Origin of the sequence: Brevundimonas sp. KM4 (assembly GCF_000964075.1) — a bacterium.
GTDB lineage: Bacteria > Pseudomonadota > Alphaproteobacteria > Caulobacterales > Caulobacteraceae > Brevundimonas > Brevundimonas huaxiensis.
Genome location: NZ_JZRG01000018.1, coordinates 155,634 through 180,853 on the forward strand (window position 1 = coordinate 155,634; position 25,220 = coordinate 180,853).

A 25,220-nucleotide genomic window follows, 5' to 3' on the forward strand; every position below is an offset into this window, starting at 1 on the left:
AATTACGGCGGCCCGCCAATAAACTTGCGATCACAGTTCACGACACGTGACGAGAGAACCGATTTCGATGTGGCGCGTTATCACCAAACTGTGCGGGGTAGGCGTTGAACGAAAGAGTGAAATCAAGCGACCTGACCGTCGATCTGGGCGCGGCCTTTGAGGCTTCACCCAATCCATATGTGCTGCTCACGCCTGACCTGCGCATCGCCGAGGTCAACCAAGCTTACATAGATGTGACAGGCGCCAAGCGTGGCGACATGGTCGGTCAGCCCCTATTCTCGACCTTCGACTCGGGCCCTGGCTCGGACGCCCCGGAGAACGTCCGACAAGTCCGTGCCTCACTGGAAAAGGCGCGCGACACCCGCCAACGCGATCATCTGGCGGTCGTGCGCTTTTCGATGCCTCGAGCCCAGCCGGACGGCAGCGAGGTTTTCGAAGAGCGTCTCTGGAGCGCCACCCATACGCCCATCCTGAACGCCGACGGCGAAGTGGTCATGCTGCTTCAGCACACCACGGATGTGACGGACCTCGCGCCCGTCATCCGCTCAGATGAGCCGACCACCGCGCTGGACGCCATCGTCGGCGGCTCGGTCCTGCGTCGCGCTCAGTCGGTGCAGGAGGACAATCGTCGCCTCGAGACCGAGCGCAATCGTCTCGTTGAAATGTTCATGCAGGCGCCCGGCTTCGTCGCCATCCTGTCCGGGCCGGATCACCGGTTCCAGATGCACAACGACGCCTACAGCCAGCTTATCGGCCACAGGGATATCGCCGGAAAACCCGTCAGGCAGGCCCTGCCGGAACTGGAAGGCCAGGGCTACTACGAGTTTCTCGATAGCGTCTTCACCACAGGCGAACCCTATGAAGGCCGCGAGAGCGCGGCCCAGCTGCAGCGCAAACCCGACGGGCTGCTCGAAACCGTCTATCTCAACTTCATCTATCAACCGATCCGCGACGACGCGGGCGCGGTCGTGGGCATCTTCGTTCAGGGCCACGACATCACCGAAAACGTTCTGGCCGCCCAGCGTCAGAAGTTGATGATCGACGAACTGAACCACCGCGTGAAGAACACCCTGGCCACGGTGCAGTCCATCGCCATCCAGACGGCCCGCTCCAACACCGACCCTGCAAGCTTCGCCGAGACCTTCCAGTCGCGGATCATGGCGCTGTCGCACACCCACAATCTGCTGACGCAAAGCCATTGGGAGGGCGCCGACCTGCGCGCCATCCTGGAACATGAAACTGAAGCTTACGGGCCGACCCGCATCAGCCTGAATGGACCGCCGGTGTCGCTGGAGCCGGCCGTGGTCCTGTCTTTGGGCATGATCTTCCATGAACTGGCGACGAATGCCGCCAAATATGGCGCGCTTCATACCCCGGACGGTCGCGTCCTCATCGACTGGGGCCTGGCGGATCAGCGCGACCGGAAACTGAAGCTGAGCTGGCGCGAAATCGGCGGCCCGACGGTTACGGCTCCGGAAAGAAGAGGCTTCGGTAGCCGCTTGATTGAACGAAACATTCGACATGATCTGGCGGGCGAGATCGATCTGGTCTACGCCGCCGATGGATTGATCGCGGAACTGACGGTTCCACTGGACAGGACGGCCGCACAATGACTCAACCTCTGACCGGTCGCCGTGTCCTCGTGGTCGAGGACGAATCCCTCGTGGCCATGCTTCTGGAAACCATTCTGGAAGACATGGAATGCGTACCGATCGGTCCCGCCTCCAATGTGGACGACGGCCAAAAACTGGCTCGAGAGACGGACAATCTCGACGCCGCCCTGTTGGACGTGAACGTCGCCGGTCGTCAGGTCTTTCCCGTGGCGGAGGCGCTGAAGGAACGCGGCGTGCCGTTCGTCTTTTCAACCGGCTACGGCGAAGGCGGTTTGCCCGACGAATGGCGCGGCCAACCCACGATCCAGAAGCCTTTCACCGAAGCCGCCATCCGCGACGCTCTTATGAAGGCCATGGGCGTCGCCGAGGCCTGACCCTAACTCGGCATCCGCCGTGGCGCGAACCAGCCTTCGTCCGTTCTGTAAATGCTCCCGGCCGCTGTTAGAATATCCAGAGTGTGTCGAAGGCTTTCGGTGACGGCCTTCGCCCGTTTTGGAATCTCGAGACAGGTTTCGAGATGTTCGATTTCCAACGGCCGCCCTACTCCGCGCATCACCTCCAACACAGTCATAATTCGCGCGATTTCGTCAGACGGTAAGACCGGGCGAGAAGTGGGCGCCTCGTTCTGCATCGATGGGTGTGATTTGCGGGATTTAGGAGACTTGCCTGTCTGGTAGCCAGGTCGAAGATAACGGATCTGCCCTGCGTCTTCCTCCCCTGCTCGGCTTTGATTGAGCGCCACCAGATGTGAAATCATGGCCTCGTCACCGATATCTGAGGGCCATCCATAAGCTTGCAAAACCAACGCATCCAAACGCTGGCTCATATGCAAAAGCAGGTCCACGCAACCTGCCTGCCGGATGGTTCGATCATTTTCGGTAAGCGCTACGCCGCCCAGGATCTTTTGCATCACGTTGTACAGGCCCGTCATCGACAGGTCCGCATTTTGACCCAGCACGCGGGATCTCAGATCGTCCAGACCCTCCGCAACGGTGGCGATTTCCTCACGCAGCAATGGACTTGCGTTGGGGAATGGAAAGCGGTCGAAACACATTCCCTTAGAATAGACAGGGCGATCTTCAAGTTTTCCACCGACGGCAAGCGCCCACGCCCGATGCACCTTGGACGACAGCACGCCCAGCACGAACGGGTCGTCAGACGCAATGCAGACCAACCGATTATCTGGCAATATCGAGGCGTCGAGAAACCGGAACCAGCGATGTTTTGACGTCTCTACCGTCACAATAAAGCGCGGCGATCCTTCCAAAGCCCGACGAAGTTCTCGTCTCGGCTCGCCGAAAATCCACCAGTTTTCACGATAAGATGCTCTGTTGTTGGCGTCCCGATCCGGTTTCACCGTTTCCATCAAATGCTGCATGAAGCCGGGATGCTGTCGAATGGCCTCTTCCTGTGACCATCGGTACAGATCGATGGCTTGAAGGTCCCGCGAGCGGTCCGTCAAATCCTTGCCGTTGCGGTAGGACCTGAGAGGTATGGTCTGTCGATCAAACGACTGATTGGCCAATACCGCAGCTTTCTCCGAAGCAATCAGGAAGCCGTCTCCCATCAACTGCACGCCGCGGTAAGCCAGCATTGCGTTGGCCTTCAGGCGCACGGTTCGTTCGACCCCGCGCCCAAGCGTGAGATCGCTGCCGATATCGCCTTTGGCTTCTGAATAGGTCACGCCTTCCGCGCTCTCCTGCGCAATAGACAGCAGCCTCCCCCGCCCATTAGGAGGCCCAGCTTCTGCGACCATCATCGCCACCCTGACGGCTGCGGCGCCCCTACCTTTAATCCAAGGATGATCAGCAATGGCGAACGTCAATCGGATCGGCACGTCGCCATGAAGCCTCTCCTCAATTACGCGGCGTGAGAATGTTTGAGTGATTGAGTTCGTCGTCACAAAACCGAAACGCTGCAATGCCGGCGCAAGCATGGACTGGGTTCTAAGCGAACCAGAGAGGTCATTGAACGGACCTCGGTTCGCGGCATCATCGATGAGAATTTCCGCCGCTCGGTCCCACCAAACCGTGACGATATCGGCAGACCGAAACCGCTCTCCACGAGACGCCCAAAGCGCCTCGGCGTAGTCAGAGCCCAGTTCGTCGCGAAGATTCTTCCCCGCGATAAAGGGGGGATTTCCGATGATGAAGTGGGCTTTTGGCCATGTTGGCGCGAATGGTTCAATGTGTCGTACGCCGTCTCTCGATGATGAACAGGGGATCTGAGTTGTCCGCAAGATCGCATCGCCCTGCTCGATGACGCAGTAATTCTTCAAAACTGGATTGGACGTAAGCACTTGGCCCGAGTGCCGGTAATGCCATTGTAGATGGCCGATCCACATGACGACGGTGGCTATCCAGACGGCTTGGGGGTTCTTCTCGATGCCCATGAACTGACGTGGGCCGACCGACAATCCATCTGTCTCAAGCACGCGCTGCGAAACACCCAGCGACGCCAGTCGCTCAACAACCTCGCCCTCAAGGCCCTTCATCCTGTCCATGGCGATGGAAAGGAAGTTGCCCGTCCCGCAGGCAGGATCAAGCACTGTGATGTGGCACAAGGCGTTGTGAAAAGACTTCGCCAGCTCACAGGCCTTGCGAAGATATCCCTCCCGTTCAAGCTTATCGATTTGTACGCTCGTTGCTTCCCACTCGTCCTGCAGCACATCCATGATGGTCGCTTGAACCAACGTCTCGACCATGGCCTTTGGCGTGTAATGCGCTCCAAGCTCGCCCCTCTCCTCGGCGAACAAGGCATTTTCCATCAGCGCGCCAAAGATCGCAGGCTCGACCTTCGCCCAGTCGCAGGCCGCAGCCTGACAAAGAATATCCAGCTCAATTTCCGAAACCGCGATCGCCGCGTCTTCGGCGTACAGACCGCCATTGTACCAGAGCATGTCGCATCGAAGGACCGGGCAGTAACCCCCCGTATCCATCGTGCGGAATACCTGACTGATCGCTTTGCTGAAGTTCTGCGCAGCTCCCTGATAGCTTTTCAGGAACTCGCCAAAGGCTCGATCCGGGATCAGTTGAACGCTATCGGCAAACATGGCGAAAACGCACTGCATCACAAAGACGGCCACGCGCCGTTCCCATGCTGCCCGATGAACCGGATCGTTCGCTGCCGCTGCTTCGCACGAGAAGCGTTTTCGGAAGGACTGAACGAGGCGTCCCAGAAGCACAGCAACTTCCGTCGTTGTCTCCTCCACACGCCTTGCAGGGTCCAGCGACATGGGATCGCTCCACACGGCCGCCAGGCGCTCCCTGATCTTGGGATCGCGTAGATCCGAAAGCGCAATCCGGTAGTTTTCGCGGTCGGGATACTGGAGGTAGGTCTTTCCCATGCGGCTGAAGTCGGACCAGAGTTCAATGCTCCGCCCCACGTCGACCATGATGAGAAACGGCGGCCATTCGTCCAGCGCTCGCGCATAGCCCTTTGCCTGGGCCCGAGCCTTCTCCATTTTTCGTTCGACAACGTCGGGCCCGACCAACTTCATCTGCTGCTTGTCAGGACTGTTGGCCAACCGCTTGGCTGTCTGCTTCGCTTCAAGCACGAAACATTCGCGACGATAGCAGTCGATGTAGCCCCAATGGGAGCTGAGGTCGTCGTGACGGAACCTTACGATCCGTTCGAACCCGTAATCGGGGTCGCCGACCTTTTCGTCATTAGGAGCGGCGACACCAAGAACCCTGCAGAGTTGAATAACAATGGACTGTGCTGTCTGCCGCTCTGAAGCCGAAGCGTTCGTCCAAATCTTGATGAAGTCGTCCACATCCATAAGTCGCACCCCAGAACAAGAATGCGTCTTTCGCGTGTGTTTTAAGCGGCCACAACCGGTGATTACATTTGGCCAAGAAGGGTTGGCTTGCCTAACCAATAGGAGAGTTCAGCAGGCCGCGAGATGTCCCAAATCGCCAAATCAGCGGCTTTGCCATTTTCGATGGTGCCGATCTCACCCGACAGACCCAGCGCCCGCGCCGCCTCTCGGGTCGCGCCGGCTAAGGCCTCTTCGGGTGTCATGCGGAACTGAACGCAGGCGAGGTTGAGCGCGGTGGTCATCGAAGCGACGGGCGAGGTGCCGGGGTTGCAGTCGGTGGCGACGGCCATCCGCACGCCGTGGCGGCGCAGGAGATCGATGGGCGGCGGCTGGGTCTCGCGCAGCATCAAATAGGCGCCGGGCAACAGGACGGCGACCACGCCGGCTGCGGCCATGGCGGCGACGCCTTCCTCGGTCGCATGTTCGATGTGATCGGCGGACAGGGCTTCGTAACGCGCCGCCAGCGCCGCACCGCCGCCGTTCGACAACTGATCGGCGTGCAGCTTGACCGGCAGGCCCAGCGCACGCGCCTTGTCGAACAGGCGCGACACTTCCGCGGTCGAGAAGGCGATGGGCTCGCAATAGGCGTCGACCGCATCGACCAGACCTTCGGCATGGGCAGCAGGCAGGATGTGATCGATGGCCAGATCGACATAGGCGGCCCGGTCGTCGCGATATTCAGGCGGCACGGCATGCAGGCCCAGATAGCTGGTGCGGACACGCACTCCGCCCTCGCGCCCGATCCGACGCGCAACACGCAGCATCTTCAGCTCCGTCTCAAGGTCCAGACCATAGCCGGATTTGATCTCGACGGTGGTGACCCCTGTGGCCTTCAAACCCGCCAGACGTGTCATGGCCGAGGCGAACAGGTCATCCTCCGACTCGGCGCGCGTGGCCTTCACGGACGAGACGATGCCGCCGCCGGCCCGCGCGATCTCCTCATAGGGCGCGCCACCCAGCCGCTGTTCGAACTCGGCCGAACGGTCGCCGCCGAACACCAGGTGGGTGTGGCAGTCGATCAGGCCAGGCGTGATCCAGCGGCCGTCCAGCCGCTGGGTTTCAGCTGCCTCTACGGCCGGCAGGTCAGCGCGCGGTCCCACCCAGGCAATGCGGCCATCGGCGACGACCACGGCGGCGTCCTGTATCGCGCCGTAAGGAACCCGTCCCTCGACCATGGTGGCGACGTGGCAATCGATCAGCAGACGGTCGGCCTTCATCGGCGAGGTTCCTTGGCCAAAACGGGTGAACGGGCTGACGAGAAGCGCGCCACCAGATCGTAGCGGTCGCCGGGGAAGGTCTGCCACACCCGCGTCACCCCCTGCCCGTCCCGCCATGTCCGCCGCTCGACGCATAGACAGGCGGCGCCGGGCTTGAGTTCCAGCAGGCGGACAGCGCGGGCGTCCGCCGCGATCGCTGAGATGCGGTTCTCAGCCTCAGTCCAGGGCGCCGAGTCCAGCAGCCAGCTTCCCGGCGGAACCGTATGAAAATCGACATCTATGGCTTTAGGCGCCGCGCCGAGCGCGATGAGCCTGTGTTCCAAAGCCAGGGGCGCGCCGTCGGCGCTGTGCAGACAGGTCAGATCCAGCAGAAGACCACCCGACGCCAGTTCGATTTCGTCCTCACCATTTGGCTCGCGTTCGATCCGCTCCATCAGGACGTAGCCGTAAGCCTGCCCGCGCTCGATCACCTCGGCCCGCAGGTCGGGAATAGCCAGGACGGCAGCGTGGGCCTTGGGCTGGGCGACGAAGGTACCGGCTCTGCGTCGGCGCGTCACCAGCCCCCGCCCCGCCAGTTCCGAGATGGCCTTGGACACCGTCATGCGCGAACAGTTGTAGCGTTCAGTCAACTCATGCTCGAACGGAATGCGGTCGCCGGGCGATAGCTCGCCGGACAGGATGAGCCCCTCCAGATCGGCGTAGATGCGGCGATGAAGGCTCACCCCAACACCGCCGACAAGGCCTTGCGATAACGCGCCTCGATGCCGTCCCGCGCGATGTGGCGGCCGTCTTTCACGACCTCCCGCCCCGCGCGCCACACCGAACGGATCGAGCCCGTCGGCGCGCCAAAGATCCAGCTGTCGAGCACCGCATCGCCCGACCGTCCCGCAAAGGCGGCGCCGCTCGTGTCCAGCGATATGATGTCCGCCGACGCCCCGACGCTCAGCCCCGATGCCGTGCCTGTCGCCTGGACGCCGCCCGCCAGCGCGCGATCGAACAAGGCGCGGCCCGTCGACCGTTCAGGGTCAGCCATGACGGCGCGACTGCGCCGCGCCAGCCGCTGGCTGTACTCCAGCATCCGGAGTTCCTCTGCGACGCCGATCTGCACGTTGGAATCCGTCCCGATGCCAAACCGCCCGCCGGCACGCGTGAAATCGACCGCCGGGAAGACGCCGTCGCCCAGATTGGCCTCCGTAATCGGGCACAGGCCGACGACGGCGCCGCGCGCGACGACGCCGCGCCATTCGGTCTCAGTCACATGGGTGGAGTGGATCAGGCACCAGCCCGAATCGACCGGCGTGTTGGCAAGCAGCCATTCGACCGGCCGCGCGCCAGACCAGGCCATGCAGTCCGCAACCTCCTTGGTCTGTTCGGCGACATGGATATGGATCGGACCGTCGCCCGCCAGCGCGGGCATAGCCGTCACCTCATCCGGGCTAACGGCGCGCAGGCTGTGCGGCGCCACCCCGACCACGGCGTCGGGCAGATCGGCGGTCAGGGTCCGGCATCGCGCGACCAGATCGGCGAAACCGTCCAGATCGTTGATGAAGCGCCGCTGTCCATGCGCCGGCGGCTGTCCGCCGAACCCGGCATGGGCGTAGAAGACCGGCAGCAAGGTCAGGGCAATGCCCGTCGCCTGCGCCGCCGCCACGATCCGCGCGGCGACCTCGGCCCGGTCCGAATAGGCCGCGCCCGACGGGTCGTTGTGCAGATAATGGAACTCGGCGACGCGGGTGAATCCGCCTTCCAGCATTTCCACGAAGGCCAGGGCGGTGATGGCCTCGATCTCTTCCGGCCCGCCCCCATCCAGGAAGCGGTACATCAACTCGCGCCACGTCCAGAAGTCGTCGTCCGAAGGCCCGCGCGCTTCGGTCAGGCCCGCCATGGCGCGCTGAAAGGCGTGGCTGTGGACATTGGCAACGCCCGGCAGGGCGACACCGCCCCCCTCGTCCGCAGGGCTGCGCGCCACGCCGGTTTCCAGACTGGCGATCCGCCCGCCCGCCACACCGATGCGGACATCGCGCGCCCAGCCGTTCGGCAAGAGAGCCGCCTCGAACCAGAGGGTGCGATCCACAGGCTGCGGCTGAAGGGTCACTGGACAGGTCCGTGTCGTTGCGATCAATATGTCTAGACATACCACGATGGATCGATTTGGCGAGGGAGGCCGAACGGATGCAGGACTGGCTGACCGTCCACGAAGGTTCGGCGCCGCTGGTGATCGGCCTGCCGCACACCGGAACGGATATTCCGGCTGCCATCGAGGCGCGGATGGCCTCGCCCTGGCTGGCCCGCAAGGATGCGGACTGGTGGGTGGATCGGCTGTACGACTTCGCGATCGATATGGGGGCCACCCTGGTGCGAACGGGCGTGTCTCGCAGCGTCATCGATGTGAATCGCGATCCGTCGGGCGTCTCCCTCTATCCCGGCATGACCACGACCGGCCTGTGCCCGACAGAAACCTTCGACGGAGAACCGCTGTATCAGGCAGGTCAGGAGCCCGACGCGGCCGAAACGGAGGAGCGACGTGCGACTTGGTTCGATCCCTACCACGCCGCCCTGCAGGGCCAGTTGGAGCGACTGCGCAGCCGAGGTCCGGTCGTCCTCTACGACGCCCATTCGATCCGGTCTGTCGTGCCGCGCCTGTTCGAGGGCGAACTGCCGAAGTTCAACATCGGCGACAACGACGGCGCCACCTGCGCCAGCGAGCTGACGCAGGCTGTCGAAGAAGCCTGTGCCGTCAGCGGCAACAGCGTCGTCGTCAACGGCCGCTTCAAGGGTGGCTGGACCACGCGCCATTATGGCCGTCCGGAAATCGGCGTCCACGCCATTCAAATGGAACTGGCGGACCGGGGCTACATCCTCGATCCCGCCGGCCCGGTGTCGCCCGACAACTGGCCTAGCCCCTATGAGCCCGACCGCGCCGCGCCGATGCGCGGCCATCTGCGCCGCGTCCTGACCGCCTGCATCGCCTTCGCCGAGAGCTGACTATGAACACGCCCAACGCCCGGATCGTCCGCAGCCCGCGCGGCCCAGAAAAGACCGCCAAGACCTGGGCCGCCGAGGCGGCCATGCGCATGCTGATGAACAACTTGGATCCCGAGGTGGCCGAGCGGCCCCAGGACCTCGTCGTCTATGGCGGCATTGGCAAGGCGGCGCGGGATTGGGCGGCCTTCGACAGAATCGTCGAGACCCTGCAGGCGCTGGAGGTCGACGAGACCCTGCTGGTTCAATCCGGTAAGCCGGTCGGCGTCTTCCGCACCCATGCCGACGCCCCGCGCGTGCTGATCGCCAACTCCAATCTGGTGCCGAAATGGGCGACCTGGGAGCATTTCAACGAGCTCGATCGCAAGGGCCTGGCCATGTATGGCCAGATGACCGCCGGCTCGTGGATCTACATCGGCACCCAGGGCATCGTCCAAGGCACCTACGAGACCTTCATGGAGGCCGGCCGCCAACGCTACGGCGGCGACTGGTCCGGCAAATGGATCCTGACCGCAGGTCTTGGCGGCATGGGCGGGGCCCAGCCCCTGGCCGCGACCATGGCGGGCGCATCCTGCATCACGATCGAATGCCAACGCAGCCGCATCGAGTTCCGTCTGCGCACGCGCTACGTCGACGTCATGGCCGAAAGCCTGGACGAGGCCCTGGCGCTGCTGGAGCAATCGTTCCGCGACAAGAAACCCTTGTCGATCGGCCTGTTGGGCAATGCAGCCGATCTGTTGCCTGAAATGGTCCGGCGCGGCATCCGGCCCGATCTGGTCACCGACCAGACCAGCGCGCACGATCTGATCAACGGCTATCTCCCCTCGGGCTGGACCGTCGCGGAGTGGGAAGACAAGCGCGTCAGCGATCCAAACAGCGTCGCCGCCGCCGCGCGCACCTCCATCGTCGCGCATGTGAAGGCCATGCTGGACTTCCAGGCGATGGGCGTGCCGACCACCGACTACGGCAACAACATCCGTCAGGTCGCCTTCGACGCGGGCGTGACGAATGCTTTCGACTTCCCCGGCTTCGTGCCCGCCTACATCCGCCCGCTGTTCTGTCGGGGGATCGGTCCGTTCCGCTGGGCGGCGCTGACCGGCGATCCGGAAGATATCAGAAAGACAGACGCGGCGATGAAGCGCCTGTTCCCCGACAACGCGGGTTTGCATCGCTGGCTCGACATGGCGGGCGAGCGCATTGCCTTTCAAGGCCTTCCCGCCCGTATCTGCTGGATCGGATTGGGTGACCGCCACCGCGCCGGCCTGATGTTCAACAACATGGTGGCGTCGGGCGAACTGTCCGGCCCCATCGTCATCGGCCGCGATCACCTGGACAGCGGTTCGGTCGCCAGCCCGAACCGCGAGACCGAGGCCATGATGGACGGATCGGACGCCGTTTCCGACTGGCCTCTGCTGAACGCCCTTCTGAACACGGCCTCGGGCGCCAGCTGGGTGTCGCTGCACCACGGCGGCGGCGTCGGCATGGGCTATTCCCAGCACTCGGGCGTCGTCATCGTCGCGGACGGGACCCCGGAGGCCGCCCAACGGCTTGAGCGGGTGCTGTGGAACGACCCCGCCACGGGCGTCATGCGTCACGCCGACGCTGGCTACGACATCGCCCGTGCGGCCGCGCGCGAGCACGAACTGAACCTTCCGAGCCTGAAGGCCTGAACCATGACCGCGATCACCCTCGGCCAATCGCCTCTCACCCTGGCGGAGCTTCGTGCGGTGCTGGAGGGCCCCGCTACCGTTTCACTAACGCCGGCCGCCTGGGCCGATGTGGACAAGGGCGCAGCGACCATCGCCGCCATCGTCGCCGAGGGGCGCACCGTCTATGGCGTCAACACCGGCTTCGGCCTGCTGGCCAACACGTCCATCGCGCCTGAAGACCTGGAGACGCTGCAGCGTAATCTGGTTCTCAGCCACGCCTGTGGCGTCGGGCCGCTGCTGCCGGATTCGGTGACGCGTCTTTTGATGGTGCTGAAGATCGCCAGTCTGTCGCGCGGCGCCTCGGGCATTCGGCGCGAGACGCTGGAGGCCCTGATTGCCCTGGTCAACGCGGACGTCCTGCCCTGCATTCCATCCAAGGGATCGGTCGGCGCCTCGGGCGACCTGGCGCCGCTGGCCCATATGTCCTGCGTCCTTATCGGCGTGGGCGAGGCGCGGCTGAACGGCGAGACCTTAGAGGCCGAAGCGGCTTTGGCGAAGGTCGGCCTGACGCCGCTCACGCTGGGCCCGAAGGAAGGTCTGGCTCTGCTGAACGGCACCCAGTGTTCGACGGCGCTGGCCTTGGCAGGTCTGTTCGCGGCAGAGGCGGCGTTCGCCGCCGGCATCGCCGCCGGGGCTCTGTCGGTCGATGCCTTGAAGGGGTCCGACGCGCCGTTCGATCATCGCATCCACGCCCTGCGCGGTCAGCCCGGCCAGATCGCCGTCGCCGCGCGCCTGCGCGAACTGATGGCGGGCTCCGCCATCCGCGACAGTCACCGCGACGACTGCTCCAAGGTCCAGGATCCCTACTCCCTGCGCTGCCAGCCCCAGGTCATGGGTGCGATCCTCGATGTGCTGACCAACGCCGCCGCTGCGCTGGCGCGCGAGGCCAACGCCGTGACCGATAATCCGCTGGTCTTCATCGAGGATGGCGACGTCATTTCGGGCGGCAACTTCCACGCCGAACCCGTTGCTTTTGCTGCCGATCAGATTGCCATGGCTCTGTGCGAGATCGGCAATATTTCGGAACGCCGCACCTCGATCCTGGTGGATCCCAAGATGAGCGAACTGCCGGCCTTCCTAGTCAAGGAAAGCGGGCTGAACTCCGGCTTTATGATCGCCCAGGTGACGGCGGCCGCCCTGATCGCCGAGAACCGCATGGTCGCTCATCCGTGCAGCGTCGACACCGTGCCGACCAGCGCCAATCAGGAAGATCACGTCAGCATGGCCACCCACGGCGCGCGCCGCCTGCTGGATATGGCCGAGAATACGGCGACGGTGGTCGGCATCGAGCTTCTGGCGGCGGCGCAGGGATTGGAATTCCATCGGCCGCTCACCAGCTCGCCGGCGCTGGAACGGGTCTTCGCCATCGTCCGCGAGGCCGCCGCCCCCTACGCCAACGACCACTATTTCGCCCCGGACATCGCTCGCGCGACCGACGCCGTGCGCGCCGGCCGCTACCGAACCTTCGCGGCGGACCTGCTGCCCTCGGCCTGATCCGGCTCAGCCGCCAAGAACGCCCAGGTGTTCCAGCAGGATGGCCGTGCCCAGACCGATCAGGGCGATGCCGCCGATGATCTCGGCCGTCTTGCCGAAGCGCGTGCCCACGGCCTTGCCGATCAGCATGCCGATCGTAGTCAGGATAAAGGTGGTGAAGCCGATCGAGGCGGCGATCACCCAGATATTGGCCCCGATGAAGGCCAGCCCCACGCCGACGGCCGCAGCGTCGATGCTGGTGCCGACCGCCGTCGCCACAAGCGCCCAGGGGCCGGACCGGCGCGGCGCCTCATCCTCGTCCGCGCCCCGCGGCTGGACGCCTTCCCAGATCATCTTGCCGCCGACGATCAGCAGCAGGGTGAAGGCGATCCAGTGATCCACCTTTTCGACCAGGCCGGCGGCGATGATGCCCAATCCCCAGCCGATCAGGGGCGTGATCGCCTCGATGATGCCGAAGACCAGGCCGGCCCTGACGGCGTCCTTGACGGCGGGTCGATGCGACGCCCCGCGTCCGACGGCGGCCGCAAAGGCGTCCGTGGACATGCTGAGCGAGAGAATGGCGATGGCGCCTGGGGTCATGAAACAGCACTCGACCGGACGCGTGACAGCGGTCCTGCACCGGCCGGTCGCGGCGTCAGGACACGCTGGTCTCGCTAGGCGGTGGTTCCGCTGATCGCGCCACGCGCCAAAGCGCGAGTATGTTGACGCGATCCCGACGACGAACGCCGGAAGCTACTCCCCAACAGGAGGCGGCTCTCTACACGCCGCCTCCCGCGCTTGGCAACCTCACAGGTCGATCAGCCGCCCGACTTGGGCGCCATGACGACGGGCGCATCATCGCGGGCCGAGGTCGATGCGCCGGCCGGTTGGCGCTCGACCGTCAGGGCGTAGGCGCCCATCTGATTGGGTCCATAGGCGCGGGCGCGCACGACGTACCAGCCGTCGTCCGGCGCGGTCCAATCCAGCTTGGCGTGCGCGTCAGACAGGCTGTCGTCATCTGTGGCCAGGCTGGTGAAATCGCCGTCCTCGTCTTCCTTGCCCAGGTCGATGAAGGAGTCGAAGGCGTTCGACACCATCGTCAGACGCAGCTTCTCGTCCTTCTTGGCCTGGAAGCGGTAAGCGTCGAAAAAGGCGCCTTCGTCGCTGAGCGCGGCGCTGTTCGACAGGGTACCACGCACGGTCGACCCGATCAGCAGGCTGCCGGGCTTGGGCTCTGGCCCCCGATCCAGCAGCTCCAGCGAATAGAGGCCCTTGCCCTCCGCATCCAGCGGCATGGCGCGGACCACATAGTTGCCGGCCGACGGCAGGGTGAAGTTCAGCCTTGAGTCCGTGCCCTCGGCCAGGCCGTCGTCATCGCTGGCCAGGGCCTCGAACTCACCGTCGGCCTTGCCGATCTCCAGATAGGCGTCGAAGTCGCCGGACCGCAGGATCGCCTGGACACGCTGACCTTCCGTTCCGGCAAAGGCATAGGCGTCGTAGCGTTTGGCGTCGTCGCCCTGGGGATCCTCGTCGGTGATCTCGCCTTGCACGGTTTGACCCAGGGTCGCCGTGGTCGGCGGCGGCGGCGGTGCGGTTTCGGTCAGCTTCAGCGTATAGTCGCCCTCGGCCTCGTCGCTGAACCCGCGCGCCTCGATGATGTAGTCGCCGTCGGCGTCCAAGGTGCGCGCAATGCGGGCGTCGGTGCCCGAGCCGGCGCCGTCGTCGTCCTCCGCCAGAACGGTATCGTCCGAAGCGCGGCGAAGCGTCAGATAGGCGTCGAAGTCGCTCGACTTCATCTCGATGGCGACGCGCTGGCCGTTCGTTCCGGTGAAGCGATAGGTCTCCGCGCGCTGGCCGCCGTCGTTCATGGCGCTGTCCGAGCCCAGTTCACCCTTGATCTCGTCACCGATCGCGATGGGTTTCGACGGCGGCGCGGGCGGCGCCTCGGCCAGGCCCAGGTCGTAGCGACCCAGCCCGTCTTCCAGCGACGTGGCCCGAATCACATATTCGCCGGCCGTCGGCGCCGTGAAGGTCAGCCGCGAATTCAGCCCGCCGCCGGGGGCATCGTCGTTGGAATTGATCTCGACGAAATCGGGACCGTTCATTCGTCCCACCCGCACCAGGGGATCGAAGGCCTCGGAATCCAGCGTCACGACAAACCGATCGCCGGCATTGGCGCGGAAGGCATAGGCGTCATAGCGGCCGCCGTCTTCCTGCTCGGGATCGCGGGCCGTCAGTTCGCCGCTCTGGGTCGCCCCGACACGAATGCCGCCGGGTCGTGGCGCACGCGGCGGCGCCGGGCGTTCCTGCAACGACAGACGATAGTCGCCGCCGTCCAGTCCGCTCAGCGTCCGGGCTCTCAGAACATAGGTCCCCGCCTGCTCCGGCGTGAAACGCAGCCGCGCATTCGTGCCATCCCCCAGTCCGTCGTCGTCGAACGCCAGCGGCTCGCCTGCCGCGCCGTCGGCATAGACTTCCAGATAGGCGTCGAAAGCATCCGAGCTCAGCGTGGCTTCCAGCCGCTGCCCCGCCCGCGCCTCGAACCGAAAGTCGTGATAGCGATATTCGTCATCCGCCGCCTTGGCGTCGCCGTCCGTCAGGGCGCCGTTCGCATTGGCCCCGATGCGCAGCGGCTGCGCGTCCTGGGCCACGGCCGGCGCGACCGCCCACAAGAGGGCCAGGGTGCTGACAGCGGCGGCGAGCGACGGACGGTTCATAAATTCCTCCAGCATAGGCTGCGGATCATAGACGCCGAACCGTGACGGCTGTAAATCGCCGCCATCCTGATTTCCCGCCAGACGGAGCTGCCATGTCGGCCCAATCCACGCCTGCGACCCTGATCGACGGCAAGGCCTTTTCGGTCGCCCTGGTGGAGCGCGTCGGGGCGGCCGTCGCCCGGCTGGAGGCGGCACACGGCGTCAAACCCGGCCTGGCCGTCGTCATCGTCGGCGAGGATCCCGCCAGTCAGATTTATGTGCGCAACAAGGGCGAGACGACGCTGCGCGCCGGCATGCGCTCCGACACCCACCGTCTGGCCGAATCGACGCGCCAGGATGAACTGCTGGCCCTGATCGCCCAGTTGAATGCGGATGCCGACATCCACGGCATCCTGGTGCAACTGCCCCTGCCCGCCCACATCGATGCGACGGTGGTTCTGGACGCTATTTCGCCGGACAAGGATGTGGACGGCTTTCACGTCGTGAACGCCGGTCGTCTGGCCGTCGGCCTGCCGGGCCTGGTCCCCTGCACCCCCTTGGGCTGTCTGATGCTTTTGAAGGATCAGCTCGGCGATCTGTCGGGCCTGAACGCCGTCATCATCGGCCGCTCCAACATCGTCGGCAAACCGATGGCGCAACTGCTGCTGGGCGAAAGCTGCACGGTCACCATCGCCCATTCGCGCACGCGGGACCTGCCCGAGGTCTGCCGCCGGGCCGACATTCTGGTCGCCGCCGTCGGTCGGCCCGAGATGATCAAGGGCGACTGGATCAAGCCGGGCGCGACCGTCATTGACGTGGGCATCAACCGCGTGCCCTCGGCCGATGCCGTCAAGGCCGCAGAGGGCAAGACCCGCGTCGTCGGCGATGTCGCTTTCAAGGAGGCGGTCGAGGTCGCAGGTCGCATCACCCCGGTGCCGGGGGGCGTCGGGCCGATGACCATCGCCTGTCTGCTGGCCAACACCTATTCGGCCGCCTGCCGCCTCAACAATCTCCAACCGGAGCCATTGGACGCTTGATGCATTCATTGGGGCGGTGAATAGTCCCGCTGAACGGCGCTATCGCCGAACGGGAGATGTCATGGTCCGCTTCAACGCTCGCGCCGTCGCTATGACCGGCGCTCTGATGATCGTCCCCGCCGTGGCGGGCTGCGGCTACAACACCATTCCAACCAAGCAGGAACGCGCCGAGGCGGCCTGGGCCGATGTGCAGAGCCAGTATCAGCGCCGCGCCGACCTTATTCCCAATCTGGTCGCGACCGTTCAAGGCGCCGCGATCCAGGAACGCACGACCCTGACGGACGTCATCAACGCCCGCGCCCGCGCCACCTCGGTCAACGTCTCGGCCGACGACCTCGATAATCCGCAGGCCTTCCAGCAGTATCAGGAAGCCCAGGGCCAGCTGTCCGGCGCCCTGTCGCGCCTGCTGGTCACGGTCGAGGCCTATCCGCAGCTTCAGGCCAACCAGAACTTCCTGACCCTGCAGTCCCAACTGGAAGGCACCGAAAATCGCATCCAGATCGCGCGCCGCGACTACAATGAGGCCGTTCGCGACTACAACACGACGCTTCGCACCTTCCCGCAGGTGATCTGGGCCAAGACCCTGCATGGCGGGTCGCAGCCGATGCAGTTGTTCACCGCCACCGCCGCCGCCCAGTCGGCGCCCCAGGTCAACTTCAATCTGAACGCCCCGCCCGCCAACGCCTCGGCGCCCGGCGGCGGCGCTCCGGCCGTGGCGCCGGGCGCGACCCCGCCCGCCCAGTGACAAACCTTCAAGCGGCGGCGCGGCGTTCGCCGGGCGTCGCCGCCCTCCTTTTCAGCCTTGTCATCGCCTTGCTGCTGGTCCTGCCGGCGGCGGCGCAGAGCAAGATCGACTTCCCGCCCCTGACCGGCCGCGTGGTCGATCAGGCCAATCTGCTCGATCCGGCGACGGAACAGGCCCTGACGGAGAAGCTCGCGGCGCTTGAAGCCAGTTCGACCGACCAGTTGGTCGTCGTGACGGTCAACAGTCTTCAGGATCAGGAGATCGAGGACTACAGCTATCAGCTGGGTCGCGCCTGGGGCATCGGCCAGAAGGAGAACGACAACGGCGCCCTGCTGATCGTCGCGCCGAATGAACGCAAGGTGCGTATCGAGGTCGGCTATGGGCTGGAGCCTATCCTGACCGACGCCTTCTCGTCCCAGGTCATTCGCGACGACATCCTGCCGTCCTTTCGCGACGGCGATTACCAGGCGGGCGTAATAATGGGCGTGAACGCCCTGATCGCCCAGTTGTCGCTCGACCCGGCGGAGGCGCAAGCGCGCGCCCAGGCCGCCGCGGCCGAGCAAGCCGACACCAAGGGCGACTCGATCATTCCGCTGGTCATCATCGCCGGACTTTTCCTCATCATCTTCTTGATCGCCATGCGGTCTGGACGCGGACGACGCAGCAATGTCAGCTCGGTCCTTCTGTGGGCGGCGTCAGAGGCGCTGCGGAACTCCGGCAGAGGCGGCGGCGGTTGGGGCGGCGGCGGCGGCTTCGGCGGTGGCGGGTTCGGCGGCGGAGGCGGCAGTTTCGGCGGCGGCGGCGCCTCGGGGGGATGGTGATGCAGATCACGGACAACGACCGCGCCCGCATCGCCGAGGCCATAGAGGCGGCCGAGGCTCAGACGTCGGGTGAAATCTTCTGCGTCGTGGCGCGTCGGGTCTCGACCTATGTGGACGTCAGCCTGGCCTGGGCGGCGGCGATGGCGCTTTTGGCTCCGATCGCCTTCGTTCCGTTCGTGCTGGATCTTCGCTGGCCCAGCGACGGCTGGGAGGCGGCCCACCAGGCCGCGCAGGACGCCACGACGGCGCAGGCTTTGGGCCTTTACGCCCTGTCGCAGGCCGTCGTCTTCGTCGGCGTTTTTCTGATGACCCGTATCCCGGCCGTGCGCCGTCTCGTGACGCCCGCCGGCGTCAGGCGCGGCCGCGTCAGGGAGGCGGCCTTGCAGCAGTTCCTGGCCCAAGGCGTCCATGTCACGCGGGAACGCACGGGCGTCCTGATCTTCGCCGCCCTGGACGAACATCAGGTCGAACTGATCGCCGATGAGGGCATCTACGAAAAGGTCGATGAGGACGCCTGGGCTCAGGCCGTCGCCGTCGTGACCCGCGAGCTGCGCGCCGACCGCCCCGTCGATGGCTTTACCGCCGCCATCGGTCTGTGCGGCGAGGTTCTGGCCCGCCACTTTCCGCCGCGCGCGGACAATCGCAACGAGTTGCCCGATCATCTGATCCTGCTCTGATCGTCGCATCGGGGTCGCATTCGCGCGCCAGAAGGCCTAGCCCAAGGTCAACGTTCAACCAATCGCCAGTTCATGCCTCGCCTTCTCACCTACAACGTCCACCGCTGCGTCGGCACGGATCGGCGCCTGGATGTCGGCCGGATCGTCGCCGTCATCGCCGAGTTCGAGCCGGATATCGTCTGCCTGCAGGAACTGGATGTCGGCCGCGCGCGCACGGGCGGAGTCGATCAGGCCGAGGCGATCGCCGACGGTCTGGCCATGACCTCACGCTTTCACCCGGCGATGCGGGTCGAGGCCGAACAGTACGGCGACGCTATCCTGACCCCGCATCCCGAACGGCTGATCCGCGCCGGCGCCCTGCCGACCGTGAGCGGCATTCCGGGCCTGGAACCGCGCGGGGCGATCTGGTCGGAAATCGAGATCGACGGCACGGCCGTCAACGTCATGAATACCCACCTGGGCCTAGTCCCACGCGAGCAGCGGCTTCAGGCCGCCGCTCTGGCCGGGTCCGGCTGGGTCGGCGCATGCGAGGGACCGATCCTGTTGGCCGGCGATTTCAACGCCACCTCCATCACTCGCCCCTATCAGACCCTGTGCCGCAGCCTACAGGACTGCCAGCGTCAGTTGGGCCAGAAGCCCAGCGTGAAGACCTTCCCGTCCGCCTTCCCCGCTATCCGCATCGACCACTGTTTCGTCAGCCCGCATATCCGCATCCGCGCAGTGCAATCCGCCTTCTCGCCCCTGGCGCGCGTGGCCTCGGACCACCTGCCGCTGATCGTCGATTTCGAGGTCGTTCAACCCGGCGCGTGACCGCCCTCGGACGCGGGGCGGGTGCGCTGCGAACGGTTCAGACGCTTCCACGGGCGCCAGGCGTCGCTGGACGACGTGGGGTCGCCCAACTGCCATTCCGCAAACATCCGCTGGATACGCGTCGGGGGCTCTGAACCCAACGGCTTCAGTCGATCGGTTTCGAAGTTGCAGATCGCCTGTCCCATTGAGCCGAAGACGCCCTCGACCGCGGCATAGTCCTCCGTCGCGACGCCCAGCCAATGGGCGATCGTCCGGTGACGGTACGCCGTAATGAAGGCCCGACCCGCCGCATCGACAGGCTCGGCGGCGATGTCGCATTCGGTATCCAAGCCCATCGACCGGTTGTTCAGATTCGTGGACCCGATCCTGAGCAACCGATCATCAATGATGGTCACCTTGGCGTGGACGATGATCCGGTCGCCGTCGGCGGTCAGCGGGGCGAAGGCGAAGAAGCGGTTGTATTTGTCCGCCTGCTCCAGCCGATGAAGCACCTCGGCCCGGGCCGTGTCCATGGTCATGCTGTCGAACCAGCTCGGGCTCTTGGCGGTCGAGATGACGATGACCTGCGGCCCCTCCACCTCGGCTAGTCGTTCGGCCAGCGCGGCGGCGATGACCGGCGAGGTGAAATACTGGTTTTCGATATAGATCAGCCGCTTGGCGCGCCGGATGGATTCCAGGTGCAAGGCCTCGCTCTCGCGCACCTCGTGACGCCCCGACCATTTCGGCTCTGTGCGGGCGATGCCGACGGGCACGTCGGTCATCTGCACCGGCACGCCGTCGGGCCAGGGATCGTCCTCGACCTCATCCGGGATAGTGCGCTCCCACGTCGCCTTGAACCAGCGTTCGCGCGCCAGATCGCCCAGGGCTCGCGCCGCAGGGCCGTCCATCACGCTCATCACCTCGTGACGCGCCTTGCAGATCAGGCCGCTAGGCAGGGCGCGGCGCGGGTCGCCGTCCAGATGTTCGTCGGAATCCCAGCGATCGGTCGAGATGTCGCCACCGCCGCAGAAGGCCACCTTGTCGTCGATGACCACCACCTTCTGGTGATGACAGGCGCCGATAGGACCGGGGGAATCGAGCCGGAACTCCACCATCCGCTTACGGAACCAGCGCTGCGCCTTGTGCGGATAGAAGCCCTGCGACGCGGCGATCAGCAGCGGCGATTTCCAGATGAGCAGTCGCACATCCAGGTCCGGCTTTTTCTTGACCAGCATCCGCAGCTGGCGACCGATTTCCGCCGACTTGTCGCCGGGCCGCGTTTCCGGATCCAGATGGGTGCGTGGATCGAACTGCCATCCCAGCAGCACGATGGAGCGTTGGGCCTTGTGAATCGCGGACGACAGGGCGTCGAAATAGGCCTCGTTTTCCATCAACACCGAAAAGCGGTGCGCGACGGCGGACGTCCACAGGGCTGGCCCCTGCTCCAGCAGACTGCCTTCGTAACTGTCGCCGGCTAAAGTCATGCGACCTATCTGTCTGATTCGCGTGACATGGTGTCGAAGCGCCTGCATCCTCCGTTCCACGCGCGTGTCCTTCGGTCAATCTTTCAGGGCGGGATTGTGACGTTCGCCGATTTGGCGCATAAGGAGCGTAGCCATACAGGCTGCGAGGGAGGGTAGAATGCAGGCGCTTGTCGAACTGATCGCTGGCTTCATCGCCCTGCTGGCCGCCGCCGTCCTGACGCAGTTCGGCGTCGACACCCACAACCCCAACCACGGCGACCGCGAAGTGCGCCGTGTGGTGGAGTGCCGTGACACCGGCTCCAACGCCACGCTGCTGTCCGAATCCAAGCGCGACTGCTGAACGCTGCGGCGCTTTGCGCGCTGCATGACGCGGTTCATCGACAGGTTGCGGACTTGAGTCGGTTTCGTCCGCATCGATCATGCTCTAGGGTTTCCTCGGCGCTGTCGGACGCCCGCGTAGAGATCGAGTTTTTGAGCTTATGAAGTCTCCCAAACGGCCGCCGCTGAAGCTGACCGACGACGAGGCCGCCGCGCCGGTCGATCTTTCGGCCTCCGATGAAATGTCGGTCCAGGAGGCGACACCGTCGCTCGATCCGATTCCCGAGCCTGACTTCGAGATCGTGCAGCCGACGTTCGAGCCGCCGATGTCGGAGCGCCGCCGCCGTCGCCTGCTGGAAGAGCAGCGGCAGGCCGAAGAACGCGCCCTTGCCGCCGAAAGGGGCGCCGCCCCTGTCAATGCGGAAGCGACGACAAAGACGCCTGTCGATATGGCGGTCACCGCCGGTCAGCCGCCCGCGCCGTTCGAGCTGTCCAAACCGCCGGCTGTGAAAACTGTTCAAGCCAAGGCCCAGGGCGAGCCGTCCGGCCGACACGCCTATGTGATCGCAGGCGTCGCCTCCGCCCTGTGGATCGGCGGTGTCGCCTCCTGGGCCGCTTACGAGTTCGGCGCCGGCGGGGCCGAACTGGACCCGCTCCGGATCGCCATCTACGCCCTGATCGCCCTGGCCCCTGCGGGTTTGGCCATCATGTTGGCCCATGCCGTCCGACAGGGCGCCGGTCTGGCCGCGGAGACGCGTCGCGCCCGGCAACTGGCCGAGGCCCTGGTGGCCCCGACCGCCCTGGCCGCCCAGCAAACCGGCGAGGTGCTTCAGACGCTGCGTTCCGACATCGATCACGCCACCCTGGCGGCGGAACGCGCACGCAACGACATGGCCCTGCTCCGAGAGGCGTTGGCCCAGGAGACAGCGCGCCTGAACGAGGCGGCCGAGAACGCCGGCCGCACCGCACGACGTCTCACCGAAAATCTGGGCCGCGAGCGTGACCAGATGCAGACCCTGGGCATCCACCTGGATACCCAGGCGTCGGGCGTCATCGACGCGGTCGAGCGTCAGTCGCGCATGGTCGCGGACGCCTCCGATCTGGCTCAGGCGCAACTCCGTGAAGCCGAGGCCGCCCTTGCTGCGCGCTCCGCCGACCTCGCCGCCGCCGCAGGCGAAGCCCAAGACGCCGCCCGCGTGGCCTCCGACGATCTGGCGCGCCAGACCATTCGACTGGAGAACGCCGGTTCGGGCGTCGCCGAGCAGATCCAGTCCGTCGAGGAAGGCCTCAGTCAGCAGCGCGCCGCCTTGGTCACCGCCGCCTACGCCCTGCGCACGGATCAGGAGGACTTCTCCGCCCAGGTCGAAAGCCAGCGCGCCCAGCTGATCGAACACCTGTCCGCCACGCGCAGCGCCGCGGGCGATCTGGATCGCACCACCCAGACCTCGGTCGAGTCCATGCGCGATCTGGTCGAGGCCGCCACCGACCAGTTCCGCGCTCTCGTCGACATGTCGCAACGCGAGGCCGACGGCTTCGATTCCGCCACCAAGCTCGCCCTGGATCGCTTCGAAGCGCTGGCCGCCGAGGCGCGCGACGCTCTGATGGAAGAGACGCGCCGCGCCCTGGAACAGATGCGCGCCACAGCCGAAGATTCCCGCGCCGCCGCAGCCGACGCCGCAGAACAGGCCCGTCTCCGCACCGACCGACTGGGTGAATCCCTGTTCGAAGCCGCCCAAAAGGCCGACACGGCCGCCGACGCTCGCATCGCCGACGCCCGCCGCATCGTCACCGAAACATCCGGCCTGGTCGAAGAGACCGGCGAGCGGATGGTCAGCCGGCTGGAAACCCTGGTCGCTCGTCTCAACAGCGCCTTGTCGGAAATCGACACCGCCGTCGCCGACATCGACGAACGCGCCGCGCGCCTGCCTCAGGAAGCCCGCGCCCGCGCCGACGCCGTGCGCGCCACGGTCGAGGAAGGCCTGGCCTCCCTTTCGGCCGCGTCGCGCAAGGCGGCCGAGGACACCGAGGCGTTGGATGTCGGCTTCCAGGATCGCGTGCGCCGGAACTACGACATGCTGACCGAGGCCGTGCGTCTGATGGGCGTGGTGTCGGGCGATACGACCCCGGTGCGGCGTCGCGAGCCGGCCGCAGAGATCGAAGCCCGGCCCGAACCTCGTCCCGAGCGCTGGATCGATCGCCCCACGCCCCCCGCCTCGCCGCCTGCCGAAGAGCGCCGGTTCGGTCTGCGCAGCCGCCTGCGCCTCGAGCCCGCAGAGACGCCGCCGCCGTCCACGGACAAGGGCCTGGACTGGAGCGATCTGATCGACGGCGACGACGACAACGAGGCCCCGCTGGAGCTGGACACGCCCTCCCCTTCGCCTGCCGAGGCCGAAGCCCTGTCCGACCGGGTCGCCGCCGCCATCCGGCGCATGGGGGTCGATCCCAACGCCCTCCTGCCCCGCTCGCGAGTCGAAGAAGCCGCCCGCGCCTTCAGCAACGGCGACCCCGACGCCGCGCGTCAGATCGTGCGTCGCGTCGCCCCGGCCGCCGTCCGCAGCGTGTCTCGCCGTGTCCTCAGCGACGCTGAACTGCGGGCTGACGCCGAACGCTATGTCCGCAACTTCGCGGTCATGCTGAACGCTTCGGCTCGCGCCGGAGACAGCGCGGCGGTGCAGTCCAGCCTGGCGTCCGACAGCGGTCGCGCCTTCATGTTGCTGGATGCGGCGGTCGGCGACCTGGGCTAAGACTTTTGCAGACTTGACGGCGTCGGGAAGTTACAGCCACTTGCACGTCACCGAACTGTCATGGATGGGGCTATGACTGGCACGATGAACGAAATCGACAGTCGGACGAGCGGCGATCGCCGCCCTGGCATCATCATATGCGCCTATGACGGCGACGATGACGGGTGGGATCTGGTCGAGGATCTGTCGGGCGAAATCTGGAGTCCCAGCGGGGCCCGCGCCGTGCCCATCGCCGCCGCCGATCCCGACGAACTCGCCTCCACCCTGGCCGCCCGTCTCGGGAGCGGAGAGTGCCGGGCTGTCCTCCTGGTCGGACGCACGCAAAAGGGCGCTGGCTTCCGGGTCCAGATGCGCGCCGAGAACCGCACTCTCGACTACAAGCACCGCCTGTCCAGCACCGGGCCGGGCGTGGCCCGCACCACGGCGCCCGTCGCCGACATGGTTCGCGCCCTGACCGCCGCCGGGCTGCAGGCCGACGCCTCGTCCGACATCGAGGAAGACGCCGGCTCCTATATTCTCTACCGCGTGCTCTCGGATTTGCCGGACGGCCCTCTGACGCCGTCGATCGGCCTGCTGCGCGCGCCCGCCCCAGCCAATGAGGCGGCCGTGCGAAAGGGCGTCAAGGCCGCCGCCTCGGCAATGGCCAGCCACCTGACGCCGCTGCCGCGTGTCGGTTAACCTTCCTGGGTCGCAGACATCGTCGAACTGGCGGTCTAGGGTTTTGAAATGACAGTGAGTCGCAACCTGATCGTATTCGCCGCCCTGAATGGCGCCCTGGCCGTGGCGCTGGGCGCCTTCGCCGCGCATGGCGCCGGGCCGCAGATCAAGACCCTGCTGACCACCGGCGCCCAGTATCAGATCGTCCACGCCGTCTTCGCCTTCGCCTGCGCCCGATGGACAGGGGGCGGCGGGCTAGCGCGCCTTGCGGGCTGGCTCGGATCGATCGGCGGCCTGATCTTCTGCCTCGCCCTGGCGGCGATCGCGTTTCTCGGCGTGCCGGCGTTCGGCGCCGTGGCCCCGATCGGCGGCCTACTGATGATCGCCGGCTGGCTCTGCCTGGCCTTTGCGGCCTTGCGCTCTCGCCCCTGATTTCCT

At 65.7% G+C, this 25,220-nt stretch carries 21 protein-coding genes and 1 riboswitch; of the genes, 14 read left to right on the forward strand and 7 right to left on the reverse strand.

The features are described 5' to 3' along the window. Nucleotides 1-116: 116 nt before the first annotated feature. Both VH88_RS10805 and VH88_RS10810 read left to right on the forward strand, forming a co-directional pair. Entirely contained in the window at nt 117-1,613 is a 1,497-nt protein-coding gene (locus tag VH88_RS10805; protein ID WP_231576648.1) for a PAS domain-containing sensor histidine kinase, read from the forward strand. After that, on the forward strand, nt 1,610-1,987 hold the full coding sequence (locus VH88_RS10810) for a response regulator (protein ID WP_045811250.1): 378 nt from the start codon (nt 1,610-1,612) through the stop codon (nt 1,985-1,987). The genes VH88_RS10805 and VH88_RS10810 overlap by 4 nt, the downstream gene beginning before the upstream one ends. A 2-nt stretch (nt 1,988-1,989) precedes the next feature. Here VH88_RS10810 and VH88_RS10815 read toward each other — a convergent pair whose 3' ends face one another. The 4 genes from VH88_RS10815 to VH88_RS10830 all read right to left on the reverse strand — a co-directional run bounded on the left by VH88_RS10815 (nt 1,990) and on the right by VH88_RS10830 (nt 8,745). Beyond that, nucleotides 1,990-5,394, reverse strand: a complete 3,405-nt coding sequence (locus VH88_RS10815; RefSeq protein WP_045811251.1) for a DNA methyltransferase — start codon at nt 5,392-5,394, stop codon at nt 1,990-1,992. Between the two features lie 62 nt (nt 5,395-5,456). Then, the gene (gene hutI / locus VH88_RS10820) at nt 5,457-6,650 is read right to left on the reverse strand and encodes an imidazolonepropionase (RefSeq protein WP_045811252.1); all 1,194 of its coding nucleotides are present in this window, start codon (nt 6,648-6,650) and stop codon (nt 5,457-5,459) included. Then, nucleotides 6,647-7,372 (reverse strand): histidine utilization repressor, encoded by a 726-nt coding sequence (hutC, locus tag VH88_RS10825; protein ID WP_045811253.1) that lies wholly within the window; start codon nt 7,370-7,372, stop codon nt 6,647-6,649. Before hutC ends, hutI begins: the two co-directional genes overlap by 4 nt. After that, nucleotides 7,369-8,745 (reverse strand): formimidoylglutamate deiminase, encoded by a 1,377-nt coding sequence (locus VH88_RS10830; protein ID WP_231576649.1) that lies wholly within the window; start codon nt 8,743-8,745, stop codon nt 7,369-7,371. Before VH88_RS10830 ends, hutC begins: the two co-directional genes overlap by 4 nt. Nucleotides 8,746-8,822: 77 nt before the next feature. Between VH88_RS10830 and hutG the strand changes: the two genes are divergently transcribed. From hutG to hutH, 3 genes are read left to right on the forward strand one after another with little or no spacing between them, the layout of a single operon-like run. Continuing rightward, nucleotides 8,823-9,635: an N-formylglutamate deformylase gene (gene hutG, locus VH88_RS10835; RefSeq protein WP_045811254.1), complete on the forward strand. Its 813-nt coding sequence runs from the start codon at nt 8,823-8,825 to the stop codon at nt 9,633-9,635. Nucleotides 9,636-9,637: 2 nt separating this feature from the next. Further along, nucleotides 9,638-11,302 (forward strand): urocanate hydratase, encoded by a 1,665-nt coding sequence (gene hutU, locus VH88_RS10840; protein ID WP_045811255.1) that lies wholly within the window; start codon nt 9,638-9,640, stop codon nt 11,300-11,302. A gap of 3 nt (nt 11,303-11,305) precedes the next feature. Further along, nucleotides 11,306-12,835 carry a histidine ammonia-lyase gene (hutH, locus tag VH88_RS10845; protein WP_045811256.1) on the forward strand — a complete coding sequence of 510 codons (1,530 nt, stop codon included), beginning with the start codon at nt 11,306-11,308 and terminating at the stop codon, nt 12,833-12,835. Nucleotides 12,836-12,841: 6 nt separating this feature from the next. Here hutH and VH88_RS10850 read toward each other — a convergent pair whose 3' ends face one another. Both VH88_RS10850 and VH88_RS10855 read right to left on the reverse strand, forming a co-directional pair. Then, entirely contained in the window at nt 12,842-13,414 is a 573-nt protein-coding gene (locus VH88_RS10850) for a manganese efflux pump MntP family protein (protein WP_045811257.1), read from the reverse strand. 27 nt (nt 13,415-13,441) lie between these two features. Beyond that, nucleotides 13,442-13,585, reverse strand: a riboswitch (yybP-ykoY riboswitch). A gap of 47 nt (nt 13,586-13,632) precedes the next feature. Continuing rightward, nucleotides 13,633-15,531, reverse strand: a complete 1,899-nt coding sequence (locus tag VH88_RS10855; RefSeq protein ID WP_156146804.1) for a PPC domain-containing protein — start codon at nt 15,529-15,531, stop codon at nt 13,633-13,635. A 92-nt stretch (nt 15,532-15,623) separates the two neighbouring features. On the opposite strand from VH88_RS10855, the gene folD reads away from it, so the two are divergent. From folD to VH88_RS10880, 5 genes are all read left to right on the forward strand, one after another. Beyond that, nucleotides 15,624-16,547, forward strand: coding sequence for a bifunctional methylenetetrahydrofolate dehydrogenase/methenyltetrahydrofolate cyclohydrolase FolD (folD, locus tag VH88_RS10860; RefSeq protein WP_045811258.1), 924 nt, complete (start codon nt 15,624-15,626; stop codon nt 16,545-16,547). A gap of 61 nt (nt 16,548-16,608) precedes the next feature. Beyond that, nucleotides 16,609-17,292: a LemA family protein gene (locus VH88_RS10865; RefSeq protein WP_045811259.1), complete on the forward strand. Its 684-nt coding sequence runs from the start codon at nt 16,609-16,611 to the stop codon at nt 17,290-17,292. After that, nucleotides 17,289-18,113 carry a YgcG family protein gene (locus VH88_RS10870; RefSeq protein WP_045811260.1) on the forward strand — a complete coding sequence of 275 codons (825 nt, stop codon included), beginning with the start codon at nt 17,289-17,291 and terminating at the stop codon, nt 18,111-18,113. Before VH88_RS10865 ends, VH88_RS10870 begins: the two co-directional genes overlap by 4 nt. Next, the gene (locus tag VH88_RS10875; protein WP_231576650.1) at nt 18,113-18,790 is read left to right on the forward strand and encodes a TPM domain-containing protein; all 678 of its coding nucleotides are present in this window, start codon (nt 18,113-18,115) and stop codon (nt 18,788-18,790) included. Before VH88_RS10870 ends, VH88_RS10875 begins: the two co-directional genes overlap by 1 nt. Before the next feature lie 72 nt (nt 18,791-18,862). Beyond that, the gene (locus tag VH88_RS10880) at nt 18,863-19,600 is read left to right on the forward strand and encodes an endonuclease/exonuclease/phosphatase family protein (protein WP_045811262.1); all 738 of its coding nucleotides are present in this window, start codon (nt 18,863-18,865) and stop codon (nt 19,598-19,600) included. On the opposite strand, the gene VH88_RS10885 is transcribed toward VH88_RS10880, so the two are convergent. Continuing rightward, nucleotides 19,585-21,063, reverse strand: coding sequence for a phospholipase D-like domain-containing protein (locus tag VH88_RS10885; protein ID WP_052689560.1), 1,479 nt, complete (start codon nt 21,061-21,063; stop codon nt 19,585-19,587). The genes VH88_RS10880 and VH88_RS10885 overlap by 16 nt on opposite strands. 157 nt (nt 21,064-21,220) lie before the next feature. Between VH88_RS10885 and VH88_RS10890 the strand changes: the two genes are divergently transcribed. The 4 genes from VH88_RS10890 to VH88_RS10905 all read left to right on the forward strand — a co-directional run bounded on the left by VH88_RS10890 (nt 21,221) and on the right by VH88_RS10905 (nt 25,214). Beyond that, entirely contained in the window at nt 21,221-21,403 is a 183-nt protein-coding gene (locus VH88_RS10890; RefSeq protein ID WP_039247996.1) for a hypothetical protein, read from the forward strand. Between the two features lie 139 nt (nt 21,404-21,542). Then, complete coding sequence (locus tag VH88_RS10895) at nt 21,543-24,125, forward strand: hypothetical protein (RefSeq protein ID WP_045811263.1); 2,583 nt, start codon at nt 21,543-21,545, stop codon at nt 24,123-24,125. Nucleotides 24,126-24,197: 72 nt separating this feature from the next. After that, entirely contained in the window at nt 24,198-24,803 is a 606-nt protein-coding gene (locus VH88_RS10900) for a hypothetical protein (RefSeq protein ID WP_082064464.1), read from the forward strand. Between the two features lie 48 nt (nt 24,804-24,851). Next, on the forward strand, nt 24,852-25,214 hold the full coding sequence (locus VH88_RS10905; RefSeq protein WP_045811264.1) for a DUF423 domain-containing protein: 363 nt from the start codon (nt 24,852-24,854) through the stop codon (nt 25,212-25,214). The last annotated feature ends 6 nt before the right edge of the window (nt 25,215-25,220 follow it).